Source organism: Streptomyces sp. NPDC059248 (assembly GCF_042753905.1).
GTDB lineage: Bacteria > Actinomycetota > Actinomycetes > Streptomycetales > Streptomycetaceae > Streptomyces.
In genome coordinates, this window is sequence record NZ_JBHYZV010000094.1 from 1 (window position 1) to 25,415 (window position 25,415).

At 75.0% G+C, this 25,415-nt stretch carries 15 protein-coding genes; 7 read left to right on the top strand and 8 right to left on the bottom strand.

Annotation, left to right across the window (positions count from 1 at the left end; genetic code table 11):
- Positions 1-155: 155 nt before the first annotated feature.
- From ACFXG1_RS28920 to ACFXG1_RS28930, 3 genes are all read left to right on the top strand, one after another.
- Positions 156-1,316, top strand: coding sequence for an AAA family ATPase (locus ACFXG1_RS28920; RefSeq protein WP_384745200.1), 1,161 nt, complete (start codon positions 156-158; stop codon positions 1,314-1,316).
- Between the two features lie 92 nt (positions 1,317-1,408).
- Entirely contained in the window at positions 1,409-5,098 is a 3,690-nt protein-coding gene (locus ACFXG1_RS28925) for a DUF5682 family protein (protein ID WP_384745218.1), read from the top strand.
- Positions 5,095-7,068: a hypothetical protein gene (locus ACFXG1_RS28930; protein WP_384712767.1), complete on the top strand. Its 1,974-nt coding sequence runs from the start codon at positions 5,095-5,097 to the stop codon at positions 7,066-7,068. Before ACFXG1_RS28925 ends, ACFXG1_RS28930 begins: the two co-directional genes overlap by 4 nt.
- 44 nt (positions 7,069-7,112) lie before the next feature.
- Here the strand turns inward: ACFXG1_RS28930 and ACFXG1_RS28935 are convergent, their stop codons facing one another.
- The 3 genes from ACFXG1_RS28935 to ACFXG1_RS28945 all read right to left on the bottom strand — a co-directional run bounded on the left by ACFXG1_RS28935 (position 7,113) and on the right by ACFXG1_RS28945 (position 12,575).
- Complete coding sequence (locus ACFXG1_RS28935; protein WP_384712764.1) at positions 7,113-7,718, bottom strand: GNAT family N-acetyltransferase; 606 nt, start codon at positions 7,716-7,718, stop codon at positions 7,113-7,115.
- Positions 7,719-7,767: 49 nt separating this feature from the next.
- A complete protein-coding gene (locus ACFXG1_RS28940) occupies positions 7,768-11,532 on the bottom strand; it encodes a hypothetical protein (protein ID WP_384712761.1) in 3,765 nt (1,254 codons plus the stop codon).
- Positions 11,533-11,597: 65 nt separating this feature from the next.
- Positions 11,598-12,575: a helix-turn-helix domain-containing protein gene (locus ACFXG1_RS28945; protein WP_384712758.1), complete on the bottom strand. Its 978-nt coding sequence runs from the start codon at positions 12,573-12,575 to the stop codon at positions 11,598-11,600.
- 418 nt (positions 12,576-12,993) lie between these two features.
- Here ACFXG1_RS28945 and ACFXG1_RS28950 point away from each other — a divergent pair, with 418 nt between their 5' ends.
- The 3 genes from ACFXG1_RS28950 to ACFXG1_RS28960 all read left to right on the top strand — a co-directional run bounded on the left by ACFXG1_RS28950 (position 12,994) and on the right by ACFXG1_RS28960 (position 15,537).
- The gene (locus tag ACFXG1_RS28950) at positions 12,994-13,623 is read left to right on the top strand and encodes a TetR/AcrR family transcriptional regulator (RefSeq protein WP_384745203.1); all 630 of its coding nucleotides are present in this window, start codon (positions 12,994-12,996) and stop codon (positions 13,621-13,623) included.
- Between the two features lie 239 nt (positions 13,624-13,862).
- A complete protein-coding gene (locus ACFXG1_RS28955) occupies positions 13,863-14,660 on the top strand; it encodes a TetR/AcrR family transcriptional regulator (RefSeq protein WP_384723611.1) in 798 nt (265 codons plus the stop codon).
- Between the two features lie 196 nt (positions 14,661-14,856).
- A complete protein-coding gene (locus tag ACFXG1_RS28960; protein ID WP_384745205.1) occupies positions 14,857-15,537 on the top strand; it encodes a GntR family transcriptional regulator in 681 nt (226 codons plus the stop codon).
- Between the two features lie 7 nt (positions 15,538-15,544).
- Here the strand turns inward: ACFXG1_RS28960 and ACFXG1_RS28965 are convergent, their stop codons facing one another.
- The 5 genes from ACFXG1_RS28965 to ACFXG1_RS28985 all read right to left on the bottom strand — a co-directional run bounded on the left by ACFXG1_RS28965 (position 15,545) and on the right by ACFXG1_RS28985 (position 20,908).
- Complete coding sequence (locus ACFXG1_RS28965; protein ID WP_384721607.1) at positions 15,545-15,934, bottom strand: VOC family protein; 390 nt, start codon at positions 15,932-15,934, stop codon at positions 15,545-15,547.
- 87 nt (positions 15,935-16,021) lie between these two features.
- Entirely contained in the window at positions 16,022-17,005 is a 984-nt protein-coding gene (locus ACFXG1_RS28970) for a hypothetical protein (RefSeq protein ID WP_384745208.1), read from the bottom strand.
- Between the two features lie 140 nt (positions 17,006-17,145).
- On the bottom strand, positions 17,146-19,311 hold the full coding sequence (locus ACFXG1_RS28975) for a hypothetical protein (RefSeq protein WP_384745210.1): 2,166 nt from the start codon (positions 19,309-19,311) through the stop codon (positions 17,146-17,148).
- Between the two features lie 200 nt (positions 19,312-19,511).
- Positions 19,512-20,087 carry a hypothetical protein gene (locus ACFXG1_RS28980; RefSeq protein ID WP_384745212.1) on the bottom strand — a complete coding sequence of 192 codons (576 nt, stop codon included), beginning with the start codon at positions 20,085-20,087 and terminating at the stop codon, positions 19,512-19,514.
- Positions 20,084-20,908, bottom strand: coding sequence for a hypothetical protein (locus ACFXG1_RS28985; protein ID WP_384745214.1), 825 nt, complete (start codon positions 20,906-20,908; stop codon positions 20,084-20,086). Before ACFXG1_RS28985 ends, ACFXG1_RS28980 begins: the two co-directional genes overlap by 4 nt.
- 782 nt (positions 20,909-21,690) lie before the next feature.
- On the opposite strand from ACFXG1_RS28985, the gene ACFXG1_RS28990 reads away from it, so the two are divergent.
- On the top strand, positions 21,691-25,005 hold the full coding sequence (locus ACFXG1_RS28990) for a S8 family serine peptidase (RefSeq protein WP_384745216.1): 3,315 nt from the start codon (positions 21,691-21,693) through the stop codon (positions 25,003-25,005).
- Positions 25,006-25,415: the final 410 nt, after the last annotated feature.

A 25,415-nucleotide genomic window follows, 5' to 3' on the forward strand; every position in this document is an offset into this window, starting at 1 on the left:
CGGGGGGGGGCCACGGGACCGTACACCCCGGGGGCCCCCGCCCCCCCCCTTTTCGCCCGCCTGTCCCCCCCTCTCGCCCCCCCCCCTCGTCCCCCGGGCTCGTCGGCGGCCACCGGATCGCCGACGCCGACCGGACCTACCCAGCAAGGACATCCATGACCCCCACCACCACGGCGACGGGACTTCCGCCCCGGCAGACGCTGCCCGCCGAAGAGCGTCACGCCACGGAACTCGCCTTCCTCGCCGCCCATGACGAAGGCCCGCGGCCGCCCGGCTGGCGGCTGACGCCCCGCTCCGTCGTCACCTTCGTCTGCGGCAGCGGCGGCGAGCCCCTCAAGCTGTCCGGGCCCCATGGGACGCTGCCCGGCGAGCTCTTCATAGCCCCCAAGTTCGTCGGCGAACGCGCCTTGGTGGAGCGGTGTGTGGTCACCCTCGCCGGAGAGCGCGGCCTGCTGTTGGTGGGTGAGCCGGGTACGGCCAAGTCGATGCTGTCGGAGTTGCTGTCGGCGGCCGTCTGCGGCACCAGCGCGCTGACCGTGCAGGGCACCGCGGGCACCACCGAGGACGCCCTGCGCTACGGCTGGAACTACGCCCTCCTCCTGGCTCAGGGGCCCACTCCCCAGGCCTTGGTGGACTCGCCGGTCCTCGGCGCGATGCGCTCCGGACGGGTGGCGCGCGTCGAGGAGATCACCCGCTGTCTGCCCGAGGTGCAGGACGCGCTCGTATCGATCCTCTCCGACCGCCGGATGAGCGTGCCCGAACTGTCCGGCACGGCCGAGGCACAGGTGGCCGCCGCCCCCGGGTTCACGGTCATCGCCACCGCCAACCTGCGCGACCGCGGAGTGTCGGAGATGTCCGCCGCGCTCAAGCGCCGTTTCAACTTCGAGACGGTGCACCCGATCTCGGACGTCGAGGCCGAGACCGCGCTCGTCAAGCGGCAGGCCGTCGCGGCCGTCGAGCGGGCGGGCGCGGCCTTCGACGTCGACGACGCGGTGCTCGACGTCCTGGTGACCGTCTTCCGGGACCTGCGGGCCGGGCGCTCGGCCGAGGGCTGGGACGTGGAGCGTCCCGGCACGGTGATGTCCACCGCCGAGGCGGTGCAGGTCGCCGTCTCCCTGGGGGTGTCCGCCGCCTATCTGCCCGCCGGGGACTCCCTCGACCTGGTCCCCGGTCATCTCCTGGGCGTGGTCCGCAAGGACGATCCCGGCGACCACGCGCGCCTGCTGGGTTACTGGGACGGCCCCGTGCGCCGCCGCGCCGAGGACGGTTCGCCGACCTGGCGCCGTCTGTGGGACCTGCGCGAGGACCTTCGGTGACACCCGTCCAGGACCCGAAGCCGACGGCCGTACCGGATCCGCGGACGGCGCCCGCCGATGACCCGCGGGTCGCGTCCGTCGAGGACCCGCGCGTGGCGCTCGACGCCCTCGCCGGCTCCGCGGTGCCGTATCTGCTGGGCGTACGGCACCACAGCCCCGCGCTCGCCGCGGCCGTGCCCGCGCTGCTGGACGCGGCCGGCGCCGACGTGGTGTGCGTGGAGCTGCCGGCCGACTTCCAGCCGTGGCTGGCCCACCTCGGGGCGCCCGGCACGGTCGCGCCGGTCGCGCTCGCGGGCGCCGGGCAGGGCGGGCGGCTCGGCTTCTACCCGTTCGCCGACTTCTCCCCCGAACTCGCCGCGGTCCGCTGGGCGCGGGAGCGGGGCGCGGAGGTCGTCTGCTGCGATCTGCCGATGGCCGACGCGCGCTGGGGCGGCGAGTCCACAGATACGGACACAGATACGGACGCAGATACGGACACGGCCGGGGGCCCTCGCGAGGCGGTCGCGGGACCCGGGGGCCGGCCCGCGCCCACGTCCTTCGCGCGGGCGCTCACCGCCGCCGGGACCGGCCGGGCCGGGGACGACCTGTGGGACCGCAGTGTGGAGGTGCGTGCCCCGGGCTGCGCTCCCGAGGTGCTGCGCCGGGCGGCGCTGAGCGTCGGCTGGGCGCTGCGTCAGGACGCCGAGTCGTCCGGCGGGGTGTCCGCCGCGGACCTGGCGCGCGAGGCCCATATGCGGGACACGATCGCCCTCGCGGCGTCCGGCGGACGCCGGGTCGCGGCGGTGGTCGGCGCCTTCCACGCCCCGGCGCTGGCCGCCGGGACGGCCGGGCCGCCGCCGGCCGGCGGCACCACCGGGCAGGGGGTAGCGACCACCGGAGGGGCGGCGGCGCGAACTGCGGCAGCGACGGGAACTGCGCGACCGGGGGACCCCTCTCCCGTCGTCACGTCCCTGGTCCCGTACGCGTTCGAGCTGCTGGACTCCCGGTCCGGCTATCCCGCGGGGATCCGCGATCCGCGCTGGCAGCAGGCGGTGTTCGGCGCCGGGGGCGATCCCGGTCTGCTGCACGACGCCGCGGCCGGGGCGATCACGAGGGTGTGCCGGGAGCTGCGGGCGGCCGGGCACACGGCGGGGACGGGCGAGGCGCGTGAGACGCTGCGCGTCGCCTGCGACCTGGCCCGGTTGCGCGGTCTGCCGGCCCCGGGCCGGAGCGAGATCCTCGAAGCCCTCACGGTGGTGCTGGGCCAGGGCGAACCGCTCGGCCGGGGCCGGGCTCTGGCGCGGGCCCTGGAAGTGGTCCTGGTCGGCACCGAGCGCGGCCGGGTCGCGCCGGGCACGCCGCGCTCCGGGCTCGGCCCGTCCGTCGAGGCCGAACTCGCCGCCCTGCGGCTGCCGGGCCCGGACGATCCCGCGCCGCGCGAGCTCCGTCTCGACCCGCTGCGTTCGGCCCTCGACCACCGCCGCGAGATCCTGCTGCGGCGGCTGGAGGTGTGCGGGGTGGGCTACGGCGAGCCGGTGGCGGTCGCCGGTACGGGCGACGCCGCCGCGCTCTCCTCACGGTGGCGGCTGTCGTGGGTCCCCTCCGTGCCGGTCCGGCTGGACCTGGCCGGGGTGCGCGGTGTGACCGCCGCGCTGGCGGCGGAGGGCACGCTGCGGGAGACCTTCCGCCGGGAGTCCGCCGACGGCGGCCCCACCTGCGCCCTGGTCCTGGCGGGGCTTCGGGACGCCGCGCGCTGCGATCTGCCCGCGCTGGTCGCCCGGCGGCTGGCCGAGGCCGCCGATGTGCTGCCCGCGTCCGCCACGATCCCCGAGATGCTCACCGGTCTCGATCTGCTGGAGGCGCTGCGCCGGGGGCATCTGCCTGGCACGACGCCCGAGGGCAGGCGGGCGGCGGGTGCGCTCGCCGCCGATCTTCTGGAGGCGGCGGTACGGTCCCTGCCGGGTCTCGCGGGCAGCGACGACCCGGAGGAGGCGGCCGCGCTGGTGGCCTTGGCCGCGCGCGCCGGTGAACTCCGCCTGGGGCTGCGGATGGACCAGGCCCTGGCCGACCTCGTGGACTCCGCGTCCCCCCTCGTCCAGGGCGCCGCGCTCGCCTGCCGGGTCCTGTTCGACCTGGAGGACGCCGGGACGCTCGGCGCCAGGGCCGCCGGCTGGATCGACACGGCCACCGGGCCCGACGCCCGGCGCGCGCTGGCCCGTCGGCTCGTCGGACTGCTGACCGGGGCCGCGCCGCTGCTCCAGTCGGCGCCGACCGCCCTCGATCCGCTGCTCGACCGGATCGAATCGCTCGACGACCGGGGTTTCCTGGACCGGCTGCCGGCGCTGCGCGGCGGCTTCGACACGCTCACCCCGGCGGGCCGCGACCGGCTGCTGCACACCGTAACGGAACGGCTGGGCGACCGTCTCGACCTCGCGCTGGGGGCCTCCCCGCGGCTGCTGGCCCTGTGGACGGCGGCGGACGAGGCCGGCCGTTCGGCGGCGGCCTCCCTGCGGCCGGCGTCCCCGCCGCACCGGACCGCCGGAGCTCCGGCCACCGGGGCTCCGGTCGCCGAGGCCCCGGTCGCCGACACGTCCAACGCCGCCGACGCCGCCGACGCCTCCGACGCCGTATCCGCGGCGATACCGCGCGGGTCCGTCGTGGACGAGCCGCGCGACGGCGTCCTGCGTCTGTCGGCGACAGACCGGTGGCGTCTGCTGCTCGGCAGGGAGCACGACCGGCTCCCGGCGGACGCCCGCCGTTACGCGCACGCGCTCGACGAGCTGTACGGCGCGGGACGCGGCGAGGGCTCGTCGGACCCGGGCCGTGACGGCGGCCGCGGCGGCGGACAGGACGCCTCCTTCCCGACCGCGCGCGAGTGGGCCGATGAACTCCAGGCGCTGTTCGGCACGGAGGTACGGGAAGAAGTCCTGGCCCGCGCCGCCGACCTGGGACGCAGCGATGTGCTGGCCGAAATCGACCCCGGGGCGGTGCGTCCGTCCGTCGATCTGCTGACGTCCGTGCTGTCGCTGGCGGGCGGGATGCCGGAGCAGCAACTCGCCCGGCTGCGCCCGCTGGTACGCCGACTGGTCGACGAGCTGGCCAAGGAGCTGGCCACCCGGACGCGTCCGGCGCTGACCGGTCTCGCCAACCCCCGCCCGACCCGCCGGCCGGGAGGCCGGATCGATCTGCCGCGTACCCTGCGGGCCAACCTCGTCCACGCCCGCAGGAGGGCCGACGGCAGCACCCTGGTGGTTCCGGAACGGCCGGTGTTCAGCACCCGTTCGCGCAAGGAGGCGGACTGGCGGCTGATCCTGGTGGTCGATGTGTCCGGGTCCATGGAGGCTTCCGTGATCTGGTCGGCGCTGACCGCGGCCGTGCTCGGCGGCGTGCCCACGCTCAGCACGCATTTCCTGGCGTTCTCGACGGACGTGATCGATCTGACGGACCGGGTCGACGACCCGTTGTCCCTGCTGCTGGAGGTTCGCGTGGGTGGTGGCACCCATATCGCGGCCGGTCTGGCCCACGCCCGCTCCCTGGTGACGGTCCCGAGCCGGACCCTCGTGGTGGTGGTGAGCGACTTCGAGGAGGGCTACCCGCTCGGCGGGCTGCTCGGCGAGGTACGGGCCCTCGCGGGTTCGGGGGTGCACCTGATGGGCTGTGCCGCGCTGGACGACGGCGGCAGCCCGCGCTACTCCGTGCCCATCGCCCGGCAGTTGGTCGCGGCCGGTATGCCCGTCGCCGCCCTCAGTCCTCTCGCCCTCGCCCGCTGGGTGGGCGATCGCCTCCGCGGAGAATCCCGATGAGCCCCGTACTCCCCCCGGCCGCGCCCGAGGTCACCGCCGCCGCCGTGGCCGGCCTGACCTCCCGGCTGCGCAAGAAGCTGGACGCCGCCGTGGAGACCTGCGCGGCCGTTCCCGTCGTCGGGGAGGGCGCCGAGCGGCGGGTGCGGTGCGGTGCGGACGCGGAGGTCGTCCTCACTCCCGGTCCTTCCGGAGCGGTCACGGAAGCCGGGCAGGCGGTGTGCAGCTGTCTGCTGGCGCCGAGATGCCTTCACCGTGCCGCCGTGCTGAGCGCCTGCCCGGTGGCCGACGCGGACGCGGAGCCCCTCACGGACGCGGAGCCCCTCGCGGACGCGGTGGCCGACGCCCCCGCCGCGGCGCCCGACGGGGACGCCGTACCGGACGCGCGTACAGCGGGGGCCCGCGGCGTGCCCGGCACCGGGACGGCAGATGGCGCGGTCGCCGCCGCGCCGGGGACCGGCGACGCCGGCACCTCGTCGCGGACGGACCTCACGACGGCGCAACTGGCCGCCGCGCGGGCCCTGTGGACCGCCGCGGTGGCGGCGCTCGCCGCCGGGGTACCCGCGGCGGGCGCGGTCGCGCAGGCGGAGTTGCTGCGGGCCTCGCACTCGGCGCGACTCGCCGGGCTGTACCGCGCGGAAGGCGCGGCCCTGCGTGTGGTGCGCGGACTGCGGGGCGCCCGCTCCCGCCACGACGGCCACCGGCTGGCCGACCTGGTGGACAACCTGCGTGAACTCCTGCTGACCACGACCCGGTTGACTTCGGCGGAGCCGGACCCGGCATGGATCGGGTCCGCCCGCCGCGCCTACCGCCCGGAGGGTGCCCTGCGGGTGCACGGGGTGTGCCGGGAGCCGGTGGTCTCGGCCACCGGGTTCGGCGGGGTGGTCACGCATGTCGTCTCGGACGACGGGCGCTGGTTCACCGTCGCGGACGTCAAACCGGGCGGTGCCGGCCGGGCGCGCGGTGCGGCGACGGCTACGGTCGCGCTGGGCTCGGGCAGTCTCGATCACGCCCGGCTCTCGCGGGGCGGGCTGCTGGTCTCGGGGGCGACCCTGTCGTCGGACGGCCGTCTCGGAGCGGGCAAGGGGGTCCGGGCGACACCGGTCGCGGGCCGGTCCTGGACCTCGGGGCCCCTGGCCGCCCTGTTCGCACGGCCGCTCTCCGATGCCGTGGGCGACGGGCTCGGGAACGCCCCGGTGAGCGACCCCGAGCAGGCGCGGCAGCCGGCCGGTGAACTGATCGGCTGCGATCTGGTCGTCGTCGGAGCGTTTAACGGCCAGGTACTGGCGCGGGAGTTGCAGCCCGACGGGGTGGACCGGGACGGCCTGCTGATCCGGTTGCTGCCGGCCCATGGCCATCCCGATCTGGCGCACACCGCGAACCTCCGTCGGCTGGTGTCCCGCCCCGGGCTGCGGCTGCGTGTCGTCGGCCGTCCGGATCCCGACCGCGCCGCCACGCTCCGGCCGCTGGCCGTCGGGCCGCTGCCGGACGACGACACGACGACCCTGCGTCTGCCGGAGGAGTGGCTGGGCCATGCCGACCTGGGCTACGACCGCCTCGAAGGCGTCCATCTGCCGCCCGGCGACGCCCTGCCGGAGACGGCCGGGCTCCCCGATGTCCCGCCGGACCCGGTGGCGGAGGCACCGTTGTGGCGGCTTCGCCGGCTGGTCGAGGTCGCCGTGTCGGGTGGCCGCCGGGCCGTCGCCCAGCCCGCGCGCGACGGCGACCGCGCCGGAGCCGCCGCGGCCCTGCGCCGGGTCGGCTTCCGCACGGCGGCGGACCTGTTGACGGAGCTGACCACGGAAGCGGACCGGCGCGGCCGCGACGTCTTCGGCCGCACCGAGGAGGCCGACCCCGACGCGTATGCCCGCACCTGGCTCGCCGCGGCCGTCTATCTCGCCGGCACCGAACGGGCCCTGGTCCGTGCGACCTGGCAGCCCCCGGACACCTCGGGAGGTGCTCCGCCGGCGTGACCCGCGGGAAGGGGGCCGGGGTGTCGCGGGCCCCGGCGGACGGTCTACGCCGGGTCGGGGCGCGGGGCGCGGCGCATGGACCAGAGGGTGGGGCCGCCGCCGGGGAGGGTGATTTCGGCCCGGGTGGTGAAGCCGAAGTACTCGTAGAAGGGGAGGTTCGACTCCTTCGAGGACTCCAGGTAGGCGGGGAGCCCCGCCGCGTCGGCCTTGGCGAGGCCGGAGCGGAGGAGGGCGGCGCCCTGGCCCGTGCCCTGCGCGGCGGGATCGGCACCGATGACCGCGAGGTACCAGTGGGGTTCCCGGGGGCTGTGCTGGGCGGCGGCCTCGACGGTGGCGCCGAACAGGTCGGCGCGGTCGCCCAGGATGCTCCGCAGTTCCCGGATGGTCTCCGCGTCGGGCACGGCCTTGTCCCGGCCCTCCGGGGAGACCCAGAACGCCGCGGCGGACTCGGTGCGCTCGCAGACGGCGCTATGGACGTACTGGCGGGTGAAGATCGTGCCGAAGTAGCTCGTCAGCGATGCCTCGCGGGCCTCGTCCACGGGGAAGAACCAGCGCATCATCGGGTCGTCGTCGAAGGCGCGGGCGAGGGAGCGGCTGATCGCCGCGGCATCGTCGGCGACGGCCGTGGCAGGGATGTTCGTATTCGCCATGCGTGCATTCTGCAATCACCTGTTCGCGCTGGTCGGGGCGGGGTGGCCGTTAGGGCGCGAGCAGCTCCGGGAGGGGGGTGGAGGGGGCATCGGCGGTGGTGGGCGGGGTCTGTTCGGTGAGACGGGCGAAGGTTCTCGCCCAGGCTTCGGGGTCGTCGCCGAGGGTTGTGCGGACGAGTTCGGCGACCGTCGTCAGGGCGTGTGCCACCTCGGTGCCGGGGTTGTCGTCGCGGCGGCGGGCGCGGTTGAGCCAGGCGAGGACGACGGCGGCGGGGGCCGCTTCGCGTACGAGGTCCTCACCGGTCGTCCGGCCGTCCCTGAGGAGGCGGTCGAACAGGATGTCCACGGGCTCATGGCTCCCCGGGCCGAGGCCGTGGCGGAGCCGGGCGACGGTCAGGGTCCGGTCCGTCGGGGGTATCCGCGGGGACGGGAGGTGCAGCAGGGCCGCGTGGCGGAGCCTGAGGCCGTACGGCGCGCGGGCGTTGCGTACGACGGACTCCCATTCGGGGATCGGGTCCTCCGCGTGGGCCGCTTCGAGGCCCGCCCAGTCGGGTGTCGCCGGGTGGCGGTCGAGGATGTCGGTGGTCTCCGCGTGGCTTCTCGTCCGGCGCAATCTCTTCACCAGCCGGTCGGCCGCGAGTTCCCGGTCCAGCCGGGCGGTGAGCGGGGCGGCGGGGTCGGTCGAGGCGAGTGCCTTCCGGGCCAGCCGGGTGGCGGTGGCGCCGAGGGCCTCCCCGTCCGCCAGCTTCGCCAGCGCCTCGGGTCCGCCGTGGCGCAGGGTGTTCCGGCAGGCCGTCAACTGCTGGGCGAGTGTGAGCTTTCTGCCCTCGCGGCTCACCGTCAGGGCGATCAGTTCCGGCTCGGCCGACTCCAGCCAGGCGAGCCCGCCGGGCACCGGTGCGGCGGGGTCCGCCTCCACCGCGGTGAGCACATCGGCGGCCAGGCGTCCGGGCCGGGCCACGATCCGCCGCCGGATTCGGGGGTCGCCGTCGCGCAGCAGGATCGCGTCGACTCCGGGGTCGGCCAGGTCCACCAGCCGGTCGACGGAGCGCTCGTCGAGCCGTCTCGACTCCTCGGCCAGGATCCGGCGGACCGTGCCGTCGTCCCCGGAGCGGGTCAGCAGGATCTCGAACACGGTTCGGGGCGTGGGTGTGCGGCGCTTCAGATACGCGGCGAGCCGCCAGGCCGTGTCGGGCCCGGACCGGTCGAGCACCGCGGTGACGGCCGGCCCGGGGGCGAGGCGGAGCAGTGTGCCCAGGGGCCAGGTCCAGCGGTGGTCGCCCCGGGCGAGCAGGGTCAGCGCTTCGTCGGGCGTGGCCGGGGCGGGGCGGGTGGCGGGTGAGGCAAAGGGGGCGGCCGAGGGGGAGGAAGGCGGCTGCGGGGGGTGTGCGGTCGTGGAGGTGGTGGCGTCCCCGGGCTCTTCCGTCCCGCCGTCCCGGCGTGCCCGTGCCCGTGCCCGTGCCAGTGCCCGGGACCGGGTCAGCAACTCCCGCCAGGACGGTCCGGGCTCGGGGCCCTTGGTGCCGGTGGCGGCCAACGCGTCCCGCGCGGTGTCGGCGAGGGCGAGCCAGGCGTCCGCGTCCGTGCCGAGTTCCTGTTCGAGCGGGGCAGCCAGGGCGCGTTCCCAGGCGGCGACGAAGGCGAGGGCGTCCCAGCGGTGACGCCCCATCAGCAGCCAGGCGGCGGGGAGCCTGGTCAGGAGGTCGTCGGCCCGGAGCACCCCGTGGAGCCAGGCCCTTTCGACGAGCAGTTCGATCCGCCACCACTCGGTCTCCTCGTCGATCCGCGTCAGCACCTCGGCCCGGGTCGGCGGCTCGCAGGGGTGGTCGTCCACGGCCCGGCGAAGCCAGGCGGGGTGGTGCCAGGCCGGGGCGTCCACGGTCCGGTGCGCGGCGAGATACCGCAGCACCGCGGGGTCCCGCGGCAGGGGCGCCCGCCCTTCGGGGGCGAGCGCGATCAGCAGGTCGACGGCCCCGAGCGCCGCCCGTCCCCGTTCGTTCCCCGGCTCCGTCGGCGGGTGGGCGGCGGGCGGAGCGGGAGGGGCGGGCCGAGGGGTGGGTGGAGCGGGGGTTTCCGCGGGAGTGTCGCCCGGGGGCGTGGGCTCCGCGGGGCGTACGACGGCTCGTGCCGCGTCGGCGAGTGTCCCCCGGTGGCCCGCGAGCACCCGCAGGGCCGCGGGGTGGGCCGCGTCGGCGGCCGGGATCAGCGCCGCCAGCTCCGCCCGGTCGCGCGCGCTCCACAGGCCCTCCGCCGCCAGGGCCGTGAGGGCGGTCACCGCGCGGGCCGCCGGGCGGGCCGCGGCGAGGAGTTCGGCGGGGGTCAGCCGTCCGGCGCGGACCATGCCGACGGCCCACCGTCCGGCCGCGTCGGTCAACTCCTCGGCGGCCAGCCGCTGCCGGGGTGTGCCGAGATCGCCCTCGACCCGGCCGCGCCGCCACGGGTCGTTGAGCAGGACGAGTTGGAAGTCGGCCCGGTCGGCGTCGGTGGCGTCCTCGTGACGGACCAGTTCCTGTGCGGCCTTGGGCATGAAGGGCGCCCGGCGGTGCGCGGCGGCGATCGCGGGCATGTCGTGGACGTACGGCTCGTTCAGCAGATCGCGCAGGGTGCTGGTGCCGCGGCTGGTGGCCAGCAGGCGCGGCAGGGCCGCCGGGTCCTCGTACGGCTCCCCGTCGGCTCGCAGCCGGGCCGCTCCGCCGGGTTCGTCGAGGGCGGCCGTCACATCGGCCCGGACGGCCGGGATCAGAAGGCGGACCGCCACCGGGTCGGCGAGCACGGACCGGACGGCAGTGGCGCCCCGCCGCTCCCAGATCCGCAGCAGCGCGTACCGCTGGGCGACTCCGCGCACTCCGTGCGTCAGCGCCTTGATCACCAGCTCGGGGTCGCCGCTGCCCAGCAGGGGTGCCGTCCGGCCGCGTGTCGACTCGCCGCCGGCGGAGAGCAGTTCGGCCCGCAGGGCGGGGTCCAGCGGTACCCGGTCGAGCGCGTGGGCGATCGCCCGGCGCAGCGACGGGGTGCAGCGCGCGTTGCCGTACACGGCGGCGTTGACCTGCGGGTCGTCCGCCGCGACCAGGGCCTTGAGGACGCGGGCGTCCTGGCGGGGATGGCGGGCGAGGGCCGTACGGGTCCGGGTGTCGCCGTGGCGGACCACGGCGGAGGTGAGGACGGGGCCCGGCGCGGTCCCTTCGGAGAGGAGGGCCCTGACGGTGCGGTCGGGCAGCGCGGCCACCGCCGCCGCGGCCCACGCGGGTGGAGTGTGCTCCAGCAGCAGGGCGAGGGTGGCCACGGCGGACGCGGGCGGCAGGGGCGCGGCGTCGGCGGGGGCGGGCGCGCCGGCCAGCAGGTCGGGGAGGGGGTCGGGGAAGGTCCCGAGCCGGTCGTGGAGTCCGCGCCAGCGCCGGGGGTCGTCACCGGGATACCGCTCCAGCAGCAGGGTGAGTACGGGCACGGGGGTGTCGGCCGCCGGAGTCGACGGCGTCCGCAGCAGAGCCCCGAGGGCGCGGGCCGGGCGGGTGCGGTGGATCAGGGCGGCGGTGAGGTCCGGGTCGAGTTCACCGGCCGCGCGCACGGCGTCCGTCAGCCGGGCGACGGCCGCCGCCGGAGCCGTACCGGACGCGAGGGCTTCCCGCAGCGCCTCGGCCGCTTTCGCCGGGGGCTCGGCCGGTTCCTCGTCCGGCGCGGTCAGCAGCGCGAGCAGGCCGTCCCGCAGCAGCGTCTCGTCCGGGGTGAGTGCCGTGCCCCTCTCCTCCGGGGCGCTCTCCCCCGGCCCGTTCCCGTCGCTTCCGCCCGGTCCCCCGGATCCCTCGATTCCCGTCATCGTCCGCCCCCTGTGACTCGCCGTCCCGCCGATCCGCCGTCGTGGCGTCCGGCACACCGCTCATCTCAGCACGCGCCACTGACAATCCGTTCGGCGAGCTCGTGCCGCGCCCCGGCGCGGAGTTCGGTACGGCGGTAGGCGCCGGGCGCCGCCCCGTAGGCGGCCCGGAACGTCCGGCTGAACACCGACGGGTTGGTGAACCCCCAGTGGGCGGCGATGTCCGCGACCCGCCAGGAGGCGAGCGCCGGGTCCCGCAGATCGCGGCGGCAGCGTTCCAGCCTGCGTTCCCGGATGGTCGCCGCGACCGTCGTCCGCCGCCCTTCGAACAGGGCGTGCAGGGTCCGCGGGGACATCTGGTGCCGTGCGGCTATCGTGGCCGGGGTCAGCCGCGGGTCCCCGAGGTTGAGGTCGATGAAGAAGTCGATCCGGGTGAGGAGTGCCGTACGGCGGGTCTCGTCCGGGAGGGTCCGCTGCCGGTCGAGATGGTGGGCGAGGAACGTGACGGCCAGGTCCCGGGTCACGGTGTCCAGCCGCTCCCGGTCGGCCGGCGGGATCCGGCCGCCGTGGCGGGCGCAGGAGAGCAGATAGCCGCGGAGCACCTCGCCGACGCCCCCGCCGCCCGTGAGGGGGCGGGCGAGCAGCTCGTCGGTACGGTCGGCGGGCAGCGGGATCGTGGCCCGGGGCAGCCGGAGCATCACATGCCGTACCCCTTCCGGATCGGTCGTCCGGGACTCCAGCTCGTGGGAGGTGTCGAAGAGCACCCAGTCACCGGTGCGGAGATCGACCGAGTTGCGGCGCTGCGCGAAGGCCATCGATCCCGCAACGATCAGGGCGAGTTGGTAGTGCTCGGGATCGGAGCGCCGGATCAGCGAAGGGGGTCGGGCGGAGCGGATGGGGGTGTACTCGAACATGGAGAACGCGGTGCTGCCGAGTTCGAGCGTGCCCGCCCGCGCCTGGAACGCCGCGGGGTCGGCGCAGCCGATCCGTACCGGGGCGACATCACGACGCACCAGGTCGGTGAACCAGTCGAAGCGGTCGGACACGGGAACCAGATCCGTTCCGGTCAGCGGGATCAATGCACTGCCTCTCTGCGAAGCCGCCGTCGCCCGGCGACCGGGTGCGGCGCGGTGCGGTGCGGTGCGCCGGCGACGTGGCGCGTGGGCGGTGGAGCCGGTCGTGGGCCTGTGGCAAGGCGGGCCGGCGGCGGCAGGTCCGTCCCCGACCTCACCTTCTAACGCAGTTCGATATCCCTAACACTGTTAGATCACTCCTTTAAGCTACACGGCCTTCGCGGAGTCTCCGAGCGGAAATCAGCCGCGGCCCGGCTCCATCGCGACCGGGGCCGCGATGTCCGGGGCGGGTGCGGCCGCGGTGTCGGGGTCGGGCGCGGCCCGGCCCGGCCCGCACACTCATCCCCTCAATACGGATCGTCTCGTTTTGTTTGACGGGTAGGCTGAGCGCATGTCCAACGAGAAGGGGCCGGATCACTCCCGGCGCAAGGAACGGTCCCGGCAGGCGATCCTCGCGGCCACCCGCGCCCTGGTCGCGGAGGAGGCGTACGACAAGGTCACCGTCGAGGCCATCGCCGCCCGGGCGGGGGTCGGCAAGCAGACGATCTACCGGCGGTGGCCGTCGAAGGGCGCGGTCGTCTTCGCCGCCCTGCTGGCTCTGAGTGAAGGCGTGGACGGGCAGTCGCTCGCGCTGCCGGACACGGGTGACCTGGCGGCCGACCTCAAGCTCGTCATGCGGGCCACGGTCGAGGAGTTCGCCGACCCGTCCTTCGACCGGCTGATCCGGGCCCTCAACACCGAGATCTCCAACGATGCCGCGCTGGCGGCCGAGTACCGTGAGAAGGCGGCCCGGCCATTGGAGGAGGCGAAGAAGGCACGCCTGCGCAGTGCCCGGGAAGTCGGCCAGCTCGACGCCGACGCCGATCTCGATCTGGTACTCGAAGTGCTCTACGCCCCCCTCTTCCAGCGGTGGCTGCACCGCAGCGGTCCGCTGACCGCCACCTACGCCGACTCGCTCGTCGACGCCGCCCTCAGAGCCTTCGGCCCATCGGCCCCAACAGCTAAACCGAGCGCCGCTTAAGCCGCTGACCTGCGAAAACAGTCACGCTACCGGGCCGGAGCCAAGGTCGCTCCCCCGCCGTTGATCTCCTTTCGGTCACTCCCCGAGGGCCTAGACTGACGGCACGGCGCATCCGGCGTCACCGCGCGGGGTCGTGCGGGGCCGTGCGGGGCCGTGCGGGGCGCGGGACACCGCCGGACGGGAGCAGCACACGGGACGACGGAACGCACCGGCGGCAACGGAACGTGGAGCGTGATGGCGTGGCGGGCGGAAAGCCCAGAAGCGGTACGGGCTGGAACATCTGGCTGTGGCCCGAGAAGACCCTGCGGGGCGAGCCCCCGCTCTCCCTCGACCGGATCGCGGCGGCGGCCGTCGCGCTGCTGGACGAGCAGGGTATCGACCGGTTCACCATGCGCCGTCTCGCGGACCGCCTCGGCGTGATGGCTCCGTCCCTGTACTGGCATATCGACACCAAGGACAACGTCATCGACCTCGCCGTGGACGCGGTCTTCGGGCCACCGCCGGCCGGCCACGGGGAGCCCGTCCGCCCCTGGCGGGACGAGGTGACCGTGGTGGTGGCGGGGATTCGGGCCACCCTGTTGCGCCATCCCTGGGCGAACGCGGCGCTGGCCAGCCGGCCACCGTCCGTGGGCCCGAACTTCCTCGCCTGGATGGAGGTCCTCCAGGCGGCGCTGGCGCGGGCGGGTCTGCGCGGCACCGAACTCAGGTCCGCGACCTGGGCGCTCTTCAACCATGTGGTGGGGTCCACCTGGTCGGCCTCGACCCTGCGGGTCTCCGAGGACGAGCGGGAAGCGGGCCGGGAGTGGCTGCGGGGCAACAGCGACCTGTATCCCACCCTCGTATCCAACGACAGCATCTACTGCACCGGGTGGGACGCCATGTTCACCGCCGGCTACGAGTTCCTGCTCCACGGGATCTCGGCCCGCCTCGACGCCCGCCTCGACGCCCGACCCGCGCCCGACCCGGAGGCGGACCCGAAGGCGGGGGCGGAAGCGGGAGCAGGGGTGGAAGCGGGAGCGGTACGGCCGGAGGCGTAACGGACCGGCCTCCGGGGCGACTGCGCGCCCTGTGACGGAAGTGATACCGCTGCCCCGCCACTCGCCGGAAGATCGGCCGCACGCATCGCAAAGAGATCCGCGCTCCCCGTCAAATCACGGCGAGAAGTGGGTAGTTACCGCCCCGACGGACGCGTACCTGCCCGGGCGCGGCGGACTGCCGGAAGGGGTGGTTGGTGTGCGGAAGCGGCGGACGGCGCCTCAGAGCAAGGCCGACTATGTGTACAACGTCCTTCTCGACGACATCCGCAACGCCCGGATCCCGGGCGGCTCGCCGCTGCGCGCCGCGCCGGTCGCGCAGCGGCTCGGGGTCTCCATCACGCCCGTACGGGAGGCTCTGCGGCGGCTGGAGAAGGACCGGCTCATCAGCTACGAGAGCCATCACGGGGCCACGGTCATCGACCTCAGCGACGAGGCCCTCGTCGAGTACTACGACGTACGGGCCGTGGTGGAGGGTCTCGGCGCCCGGCTGGCGGCGGGGCGGATCACGTCCGAGCAGCTCGCCGGGTTGCGGGCGGTGCAGAGTTCGATGGTCGACGACATCGCCACCGGGCGGCGCGAGCGCCTGGGCGAGCTGAGCCGCCATCTGCATCTGGCGATCGCGGACATCGGCGGTCCCGCCTTCATCGGCGAGCAGGCCCGGGCCATCCGCAACAGGCATCCCGTGCCTCAGGACGCGTCCCTGTGGCTCGACGACAACCACGTCCAGCGGCATATCGTCGACGCCCACGCGGAGATCCTCGACGCGATCGGGGCGGGCGACGGGGAGACCGCCGAGCGGGTGATGATCGAGCACGTCCGGCTCAGCGCCGCGTACCGGATCGGGGTGCGGACCGCGCGGGTCCCCGACCCCGACTGAGCGGTGGCTACGCGGTGTGCACGATCTGGATCAGATTGCCGCAGGTGTCGTCCAGTACGGCGGTGGTGACCGGGCCCGTCTCCAGCGGCTCCTGGGTGAAGCGCACCCCGAGCCCCCGCAGCCGGTCGAACTCCGCCCGTACGTCGTCGACCGCGAACGAGGCGGCCGGGATGCCGTCCGCGACGAGCGCCGTCTTGTACGGGCCCACCGCCGGGTGGCCGGAGGGCTCCAGCAGCAGTTCGGTGCCGTCGGGGGCCTCCGGCGAGACGACGGTCAGCCAGCGGGCCGCGCCCCCCAGGGGGACGTCGTGCTTCGTCACGAACCCCAGCTTCTCCGTGTAGAAGCGCAGGGCCTTCTCCTGGTCCTCGACGAACACGCTGGTGACGTAGATCCTCATGGGGTTCTCCGGTGGTGGGGGGCGCGTGCGTCATCGGGTCGTGGACTTACGGTTCTATCAAGCCGAGTCGGGTCCGGCAGCCCGAAGTCAGGTCCGGCAGCTCGGCAGCCGGCCGGCCGCCGACCGGGCGAGCCCCAGGGTCTGGGCCCGGGAGGGCGCGTCCGGGCTGCCCAGATGGCTGAGGACGATCAGACAGCCGCGTACCGCCACCAGGACCATCGTCTCCTCAACGGTGGCCGCCGCGTACCGGACCGTGATGGTGGCGTGCCAGGACGTGTCGCCGATGCCCGCCCCGCCGAGCGGGGTCACCGTCTGCCGCGCCGTATCGCCGTCCGGCCAGGACAGGGTGTACGTACCGCAGCCGGACAGCTCCCGGGCCGCCGTGCCGACCTGGGCGGACGCGGCCCGCCCCGGGTACCACCGCAGCACCTGCTGGAGGAACGGGCCGCTGCGGCTCTGCGCCCACGCGGCCCGGGACTCGACGGCGCCCGGGTGGGTGGTGCGGTGGAGTTCGAGAGCGTTGAGGCGCTGGACGCAGTCGGGACGGCCGGCCCGGTTCGGGGGATGGCTGGGCAGGGTCGTCCGGATGTATCCGGCGGGGAGCCCGTCGGTGGGGAGCAGGGCCCGGCCGAGCTGTGCGGCCGTCGGCGGGGTGGCGGGTGACGGCGAGGGCGGGGGTGAGGGCGGGGGCGGTGGCGGGGGCGGCGCGGTGGACGGCGACGGGCCCGTGGGCGTACCGGTACCGGTGGGTCCCGGCGACGCCGTGGTGTTCGTGGGGCCGGGGCTCGGGGACGCCGTACCGGGCGACGGGCTCGCCGGGGTGGGGGCGGTCGCGCTCGGGCGGACGGGCGACGGCTCGGGGGCCGGTTCGGCGGACTCCGTCGTCCGTACCTTCCCCGCCCGGTCGTCCCCCTCCCCTCCGCCGCCGCAGCCGATCGCGGCGACGAGCAGGAGCGTCGCCAGCGCCGGTACGGCGGCACGGCGGGCGGATCGACGGGCGCGGTTCGGCGTGCCCCCGGGCGGTTCCGTGCGGCCTCCTGTGTCCGGGGACGGTATGCGGTACGACGTCATCACAGGCTCCTACGAAGCGGTCGAGCTGACGGACTGACTGGGCTGACGGGAAGTCCGGTCCCGGGCCCGACACCAAAGGCCCGGGACCGTCCCCGCCGCCCGCCCGGGTCACCGGGTCACCGCGTCACCGCGTCACCGCGTCACCGCCCGTAGCGGCGCAGCAGATCGCAGCGGAGGACCGCCGCCTGCCGCACATCGCTGTGGACCGGTTCCGGATGGGCGCGGGTGAGGGCGGCCGAGACCGCCCGCAGGACGGTGTCGTCGACGGCGTCGAACAGTTCGGCCGTCTCCTTCCGTCCCTCGGGACGGAACCAGAGCGCCGCGTTGCCGACGTTCAGGGCGAGACAGGCCTTGAAGGGGTCCCGTACCTCCTCCTGGTGTCCTTCCGAGCCCGGCGGCGGCAGGGGCGGCAGATCGTCGATGTCGACGGGCCGGTCGTCCCCGGCCGGCGCGGGTGGGGCACGCAGCACCCCGCCGGCGGGCGGCGCGGGCACCGTGCCGGGGAACAGCACCCGGCGCGGGCTCGTGTCGTCGGACGGCGCGTACGGGATCCACACCGCCGCCGCGGGCAGCACGAACAGGGCGACCGCGAGCGCCGGTACGAGCCGGGGCCGCGGCGGTCGGCGGCGTACCGCCGTCAGGGCGAAGGGCGCCAGCGCCCCGAGGAGCGTGAGAGTGGCGCCGATCATCCATGCCGTCGAGTCCACCGCTCCCCAGTACGGCACCGATTCCGCCTCGACGGCGGCGAGTGCCGCGAACAGGAACCAGGTCCCGAGCGGTATCGCCAGCACCGCGCCGGAGAGCGCGACCGCCGCCGCGCACGCCGGGCCCGACCTCGGTCCCGTGGCGGCCGCGCGGGCCGCGCGGGCCAGGGCGGCGGCCCAAGTCGTGAAGAGCGCCCCGCCGACGACGAGGGCGAGGGCGAGGACCGCGGCGCGGCCCGTGGTGGCGTCGGCGAGGGAGAAGTCGGCGGCGAGGCCGTCCGCCGTGTTGAAGGCGTCGGTCCAGTCGCCGGCGGCGCGCGCGGACAGCTGGGATCCGGCGAGTACGCCCGCGCCCAGGGCCGCGCCCCGGTACGCGGGCCGCCACCCGTAGGCGTCCGGGTGCCGTACGGCGACCGCCCGCCACAGCGCCACGGTGACGACCCCGGCGACGGCCCAGCCCGTCAGGACGCCGGTGATCCGGTAGCCGGTGGCGACGCTGTCCGGGGTGAGGGCCGTGATCAGCAGGGCCGCGTCCGTGAAGACCAGTCCTGCGGCGACCCCGGTGGTCAGGCTCTCCGGCACGGACAGGCCCCAGAGCCTTCCGGGCCGTTCCAGGGCGGCGAGCCGGGCCTCCCGGGTGGGGTGGGTGGCCAGGCCGAGGAGACGGGGGATCCGCCGCCGTGCGGTCGGCGGCCGGTCGCGGGAGATGTACGAGGCGAGCGCGCCCCCGTCGCGCGGGTCGGCGGAGGCCCTGACGTCGGCGTCGTGCTCCCGGATCCGCAGCACCGCGCAGAGGGTGAGCCCGAAGACGGCGAGGATCACGGCCAGCCGCAGGGACACGGCACCGCCGATATCCCCGGGGCTCGGGGCCAGTTCGACGGCGAGAGGGACGGTGACCCCGGCGCACAGGATCCACCAGGCGGCGATGGCGAGCCGGACCCGGCCGACGTCCCGGGCCGCGATATGGGCGACCTCGTGGCGGAGCAGTGCGCCGATGTCCGCCTCGGGCTGGAGATGGGCCCCGGCTCCGGCGATCACCCGGGGGCGGCGGGCGGTGCCTTCCGCGCGGGCCCCGAGTCCCGGGCGGCGGCCGTGCCGCCGGATGAGCAGGGCCGGTGGACGGGACGTTCCCGGAGGTACGACGGCGGCGAGTCTGGCCGCCATCTCCGGACCCGCGGGGCGGGTTCGCCGCCGGGACAGCGCCCGCCGCCGGGCCTCCGCCCGGACCGCGAACGCGAGCAGGAGGAGGGCGAGCGGGCCGCAGAGGACGACCAGGGCCTGGTCGAGCCGTACGCCGTCGACGCACCGGGTGAAGCCGCTGACCGTGTCCATGGGGTTCGCGGACACGGCGCTGGCGGGTGGGCGATCGGGGTCGGGGAGGCAGCCGAGTTGGGCGCCGGGCCAGTGGTCGCGTTCCTTGACGAGCCACCACCAGGTGGCGAAGGCGGCGCCCGCCGCCGCGACGACGACCAGTTGGACGAGCCGGGTCGTCGTCGGCTGCGGCAGTCGCGCGGTCGCGATCAGGGACGCCGGTACGGAACCGTGCCCGCGCCCTTCGGGCCGGATGTCGGGGTCATGGGCGGAGGCCGACGCTCGGGCCATCGCGGAGAACCACCGTTTCTGTCATGGCGGGGTGGTACGGGTGGTACGGGTGGTACGGGTGGCGGGGTACGGGTCGCGGGCGCCGTACGGCACCCGGCCGCACGCACCGGGACAGGTGCCCGCGCCACCGGCCGGGGGCGTCCGCCCCGTACCGGATGGCGCGTACCGGCGCGCGAGGGGCGGTGTACCGGTACCGGGTCTCAGCCGCCGTCGGGTGGGGCGGGTGGGGCCGCCGGGTCGGCCGGGGGTTCGTCCCGGCCCGGGGAGCCCGGCGGAGCGTCGGCGGGCGGAGCGTCGGCGGGCGGGACCAGGGCGACGACCAGGACATGCGCGCAGCGTTCCGCGTCGGCGGCGGTCAGGGCGCAGTCGCGGGCGTGTTCCCGGGCCCAGCGCAGCAGGTCCGCGGTGGTGAGGGCGCCGGCGTCCGGTGCCCCGTTCGTCAGGGCGGCCCGGCGCTCCTCGGTCGCCTCGCGGCGGCGTCGGCGACGGGCCCGGCGGCGGGTGAAGGCCCCGCCGCCCCTGCGGACCGCGTCGGCGGCGACATCGGCCAGGAACTGGGCGACGAACGCGATCAGTACGGGCAGCAGGACGGCGGTGTCGACCCCGGCGGTGAGGACGCCCCCGCCGCCGCGCTCCACGCGCCGCGGCGGGAACGGGTCTTCGGCGTAGGTGCGCCGGGCCTCGTCGAGGCGGGGCAGTTCATCGGGGGCGAGGGCCCGGACGACGTCCCGCAGGATGTCCTCCCCGGTCCTGACCCCGGCCGGGAGCTGCGTCATCGGTGCTCACCCCCGCGCCCGTCCCGGTTCCGCGCCCGCAGGCGTACGAGGAACGTCCCGGCGCCCGCGGCGCCCGCCGCGCCGAGGGCGAGCGGCAGGAACGGCGCCCCGGTGGCGGCGAGTTCCTGGCGCCCCTCGCCCCCGGTCTGGGGCAGCGGGTCACCGCCGCCCGTGGCCCCGCCACCGCCGATTCCACCGATTCCACCGATTCCACCGATTCCGCCGGTTCCGCCGCCGGTTCCGCCGCCCGTCACCCCGCCGACGGGGTCCGTCGGATCGACCGGCGGCCCCGAGGGGATCGGCGCCAGCGTCGGTGAGGGCGTGGGGGTGGTTGTCGGCTTCGGCGTCGGCTTCGGGATCGGCTTCGGGGAGGGTTGGGCGGCCTTGGTGACGTCGTACGACGCCTTGCCGTCCATCAGGGGTATCGGATCGGTGCCTGGGGCGAACTGGATCAGCCCCTGGGCGACGAACTGGAGCTTCTCGCCGACCGGTACGGCCTTGTCGAGGGTGATCCGCAGCCGGACCTTCGCGACGCCCTTCGCGGGGATCGAGCCGGTGGACGGCAGTCCGCCGTCGACGGTGAGGAAGCCGGTGAGCGCCACCGCGCCCTGGGTCAGTCCGACCCGGCGCCAGATATTCGCCGGGGCGTCGTACCACTCGACGACGACCTGACCGGGGGTGATCGCGGTGGCCGGGGGCGCGAGTCGCAGCCCGACGGCGACGATAAAGCTGTTGGTGATCGGGGTGTCGAGGGTGTTGTGGAACTCGGCCTCGACGGTCAGCGGCCCGCCGACGGGAAGGGGCCCGGATTCCGGGCGCACTTTCGCGAACGGTACGGCGGGATCGGCCGCGGCGTCGGCGGTGGCGGCTCCCGGCGCGACGGGCCGGGCCGCGGAACCAGGGCCGGGGGCGGGCACGGGCGCGGTCCCGTCGGCGTATGCGGGCGCCCCCGCGAGTACCCCGGTCACCGCGAGCGCGGCGGCGGGTACGGCGCCCCGCAATCCCCATGGGCAACGGCGCCGGGCCGACCCGGAATTCATGGTGTGACGCACTGCGAAGTCCCCCTTCGGGCAAGCTGCCCGCACATCCTTGAAAACAGTGTGTGGAGGAGTGTGACACGGAATTCCGGCGGCGACGCCATTCCTGCGGGAACGGTTCACGATGCGGGGGAATCGGCGCCATCGGGGGCCGTATCGCAGGATATGACGGCTGTTCACCGTGGTACGTACGGGAATCCCGAGGAGAATTGTTCAGCCGCACCGAAGGTCGGCATAGCCGATTCCTCTCCCCTTTCCGGATTCCCCGGTTCGGCCATGCCGGAAAGCTTTTCACCGGCCGTCGCATCCGTATCGGAAATGGCCCGGATCCTCATGTCCATCACCCGTACTGGCCCGTAGATCTTCGTGCGATCGCGCCGTGATAACGCGGCGCCGGGAACCCGCTGCCACCGGCGGACAGTCCCGGAGTAGTCCACGAGCCGGCTCGACCGGCCGGCTCGACCGTCTCCGAGGGGAAGACCTTGCGGCAACGATCAGACCATCCAAGCCGGTCACGGCGGCTGTCCGGGTCCGCGGCGGCCATCGCGGTCGTACTGGCGGCCGGTATGGCCGGTACGACGGGTACGGCCGGGGCCGCGAGCCCGCGGGCCGACGACACCACCACCGCCCACAAAGCCACCACCGCCCAGAAGTCCGCGACCACCCAGAAGTCCGCGACCGCCCAGAAGTCCGCGCGGACCGGTACCGCCACCACCGTCACGCTCATCACCGGCGACCGGGTCGGTGTGGGCGCGGACGGCGAGGTCACATCGGTGCGCCGGGCGCCGGGACGGGAGGCCATGACCTTCCGTACGTCGGTCTTCGACGGGCGGACCCATGTCGTCCCGCGCGACGCCGAACGGCTCGTCGCCACCGGCGCGGTGGACCGGCGGCTGTTCGACATCACCGAACTGAGCCGCCCCGAGGCCCGCGCGGCGTACGGGAACGGCGTACGGGCGATCGTCGTCTACGGCGGCCCGTCCGCCGGACCGGCGAAGAAGGGTGTCCGCGCGTCGGACCGTACGGCGCTCCGCCGGGCCCTGCCCGGCGCGAACGCGGATGTGGTCACGGCGACGGCCGAGAACGGCCCGGCGCTCTGGGACGCCCTGACCCGCACCACCGGGGACACGTCCGTCGCCACCACGGCGGGCGTCTCGAAGATCTGGCTCGACGGGATCGTCCGGGCGCACCTCGACAAGACGACGGGGCAGGTCGGGGCCCCGGCCGCCTGGTCCCGGCAGTTGGACGGCACCGGCGTCAAGATCGCCGTCCTCGACACCGGTGTCGACGACACCCATCCCGACCTCGCGGGCCGGGTCGCCGCCGCGCACAACTTCTCCGACGCGGCCGACGCGAAGGACCGCAACGGCCACGGCACGCATGTCGCGTCCACGGCCGCCGGGCGGGGGGTCAAGGACGCCCGGTTCAAGGGTGTCGCCCCCGGCGCCACGCTCCTCAACGGCAAGGTCCTCGACGACTGGGGCGGCGGGACCTGGTCCGGGGTGATGGCGGGCATCGACTGGGCCGTCGCCCAGGGCGCCGACATCGTCAATCTGAGCCTCGGCGGCTACGACACCCCGGGGGTCGACCCGGTGGAGGCCCTGGTCGACAAGTACTCCGCGGAGAAGGGCGTCCTGTTCGCCGTCGCCGCCGGCAACTCGGGTCCCTGGACCGGCAGTATCGACTCACCGGGCAGCGCCGATGCGGCGCTCACCGTCGGCGCGGTCGACGACGGCAACGCCGTCGCCGAGTTCTCCGGCCGCGGTCCGAGCGCGGACGAGGGGCTGAAGCCCGACGTCACCGCGCCCGGTGTCGATGTCACCGCGGCGGCGGCCGCCGGTACGGCGAGGGCCGAGAACCCGCCCGGCTACACCGGCAAGTCCGGTACGTCGATGGCGACCCCGCATGCGGCGGGCGCGGCGGCGATCCTCAAGCAGAAGAACCCCACCTGGAGCGGCGGCCGGATCAAGTCGCTGCTCACCGGAACCGCGACGGCCGGCTCCGGCTCCGTCTACGACCAGGGCGCGGGCCGGATCGCCGTCGACAAGGCGCTGGACCAGACCCTCTCCGCGGAACCGGCGTCCGTCGGCTTCGGCAAGCAACTCTGGCCGCACCACGACAACACGCCCGGCACCAAGCGGCTGACGTACCGGAACTCCGGTTCCGCCGACATCACCCTCGAACTGACCCTGGACGCCCGGAATCCGGCGGGCGGACCCGCGCCCGCCGGGTTCTTCGCCCTGGACCGGCAGCGGGTCACCGTCCCGGCCGGGGGCACGGCCGATGTCGGGCTGACGACCGACACCCGGATCACCGGCGGCGGCGAGGGCCGGTACTCGGCGACCGTGGTCGCCACCGGTGGCGGGCAGACCGTCCGCACCCCGGCCGCGGTCGAGCGCGAGATCGAGTCGTACGACGTCACCGTGCGGGGCATCAGCCGCGACGGGGCGCCCGACCCCAACGGCAGGCCCCGCCTCGCCGGATACGAGGGCCTCGGCGCCGCCACGTACCACGAGCCCGTCCTCGTGAACGGCACCGGCACGGTCCGGGTCCCCAAGGGCCGCTACTTCGTGGACTACATATCCGAGCCCGGGACGGTGAACGGGGCGATCGACTTCCTCCACCAGCCCAAGCTCGTCGTGGACGGCGACACCACGGTCACCCTCGACGCCCGGGACACCAAGCCGGTCGACATCACCGTGCCGGACCCGGCGGCGGCGCCGGTGGGCGCCGAGTTCTGGTCCGCGATCGACGGCCCTGTCCCCTACTCGACCGGTGTCTACGCCGGCAGCTTCACCAGTACCCGGGTCGCCGGGATCGGCACCGCCGACCATCCGCTGACCCAGGTATGGATGGGTGTCTGGAGCAAGGACGCCACCCTCTACGCCATGCAGGCCGGCGGCCGGGTCGAACGGCTCGCGACCGGCTACACCAAGCGGTACACCACCGCCGACATGGCGCGCGTCACCATCCGGGCGGGCGGTTCGGTGCCCGGCAAGTACGCCGCCGTACGACCCATCGGCACCCTGCCCGGTAGGCATCCGAACGGGCCGATCGATCCGGCGCCGCTGCCCGCGGACCGGCCGCAGACCGTCTGGGTGCCCTCCGAGGGCGGCCTGAAGTGGAACTTCGCCGTCACCCAGCAGTCCGCACCGGAGCTGTCCCCCTACGAGACGACCCATCAGCTGCCCGCGCCGCGCCGGTTCATCGCCGGGCAGTCGTACGACCTGACCCTCGGCGGCGGCGCCCAGGGCCCGACCCTGCCCGAGGGCTACGGCGGTGTCCGCGACGGCGACCGGCTGTCGGCGCGCGTCCCGCTCATCACCGACGGCGCGGGCAATCCCGGGACACCGCTCGAAGGACGGATCGAGACGACGCTCCACCGCGACGGTGTACTCGTCGGCAGGAACGAGGATCCGCTGACGGGCCGTAACCGGGGCAAGTTCACCGTCCCGGCGGAGGACGCCGCCTACACCCTGGCGACCACCGTCGAGAGGCCCGTGGGCATCGAGCGGATCGCGACCCGGGTCGAGACGTCGTGGACCTTCCGCTCCGCCCGGGCCGCGGCACCCACCGAACTGCCGCTCTCCACGGTCCGCTTCGGCGCCCGCGCCGGTCTGGACTCCACCGCCCCCGCGGGCCGGGTCCAGCTCTTCCCGGTCACCGTGCAGGGGGCCGCCGCAGGGACCAACCTGAAGTCCCTGACCACCGAGGTCTCGTACGACGAGGGCCGTACCTGGAAGCCGCTCACCGTCGTCCAGGGATGGGCTGCCGTCACCAACCCCGCCGCGGGCAAGGGTGTCTCGTTCCGTGCCGAGGTCGTCGACCGGCAGGGCAACCGGAGCTCCGTCACCGTCGTCAACGCCTATCTCGGGAAGTAGGCACGGCACACAAGAGGCCCGGCGCACGAGGCCCGGCGCACGAGGGGCAGCGGAAGAGGGACAGAAAGGGGCGGCCCGCCGGAATTCTCCGTTCCGGCGGGCCGTCGGCCGTATCCCCCCTACGACTCCCCCTACGCCTCCCCCCTACGACGCCCGGGAAGCCTGAAACGTTCGTTACAGGACCGCGGTTGAGCGCCCGAATTCACCCATGCATACTTCGGGCACCGGGGGCCGTACAGACGTATGTGTGCCCCCGAGCGGTGCGGGCTCCTTCGCCCATCCGAATCGCTCCTCAGCAGGGGGAATCTTGCGTAGTCCAACGAAGAAGGCGACCACGGCGGCGAAAGCCGCCGGCGGCGGCGCCGCTCGGACCACGGGGATGACCAGGCGCATATACACAACTCCAAGAC

Excerpts from the sequence above, each read along its gene's own strand:
- ACFXG1_RS28920 (WP_384745200.1), top strand. The coding sequence starts at position 156 with ATGACCCCCACCACCACGGCGACGGGACTTCCGCCCCGGCAGACGCTG.
- ACFXG1_RS28930 (WP_384712767.1), top strand. The coding sequence starts at position 5,095 with ATGAGCCCCGTACTCCCCCCGGCCGCGCCCGAGGTCACCGCCGCCGCC.
- ACFXG1_RS28935 (WP_384712764.1), bottom strand. The coding sequence starts at position 7,718 with ATGGCGAATACGAACATCCCTGCCACGGCCGTCGCCGACGATGCCGCG.
- ACFXG1_RS28940 (WP_384712761.1), bottom strand. The coding sequence starts at position 11,532 with ATGACGGGAATCGAGGGATCCGGGGGACCGGGCGGAAGCGACGGGAAC.
- ACFXG1_RS28950 (WP_384745203.1), top strand. The coding sequence starts at position 12,994 with ATGTCCAACGAGAAGGGGCCGGATCACTCCCGGCGCAAGGAACGGTCC.
- ACFXG1_RS28965 (WP_384721607.1), bottom strand. The coding sequence starts at position 15,934 with ATGAGGATCTACGTCACCAGCGTGTTCGTCGAGGACCAGGAGAAGGCC.
- ACFXG1_RS28970 (WP_384745208.1), bottom strand. The coding sequence starts at position 17,005 with ATGACGTCGTACCGCATACCGTCCCCGGACACAGGAGGCCGCACGGAA.
- ACFXG1_RS28975 (WP_384745210.1), bottom strand. The coding sequence starts at position 19,311 with ATGGCCCGAGCGTCGGCCTCCGCCCATGACCCCGACATCCGGCCCGAA.
- ACFXG1_RS28980 (WP_384745212.1), bottom strand. The coding sequence starts at position 20,087 with ATGACGCAGCTCCCGGCCGGGGTCAGGACCGGGGAGGACATCCTGCGG.
- ACFXG1_RS28990 (WP_384745216.1), top strand. The coding sequence starts at position 21,691 with ATGGCCGGTACGACGGGTACGGCCGGGGCCGCGAGCCCGCGGGCCGAC.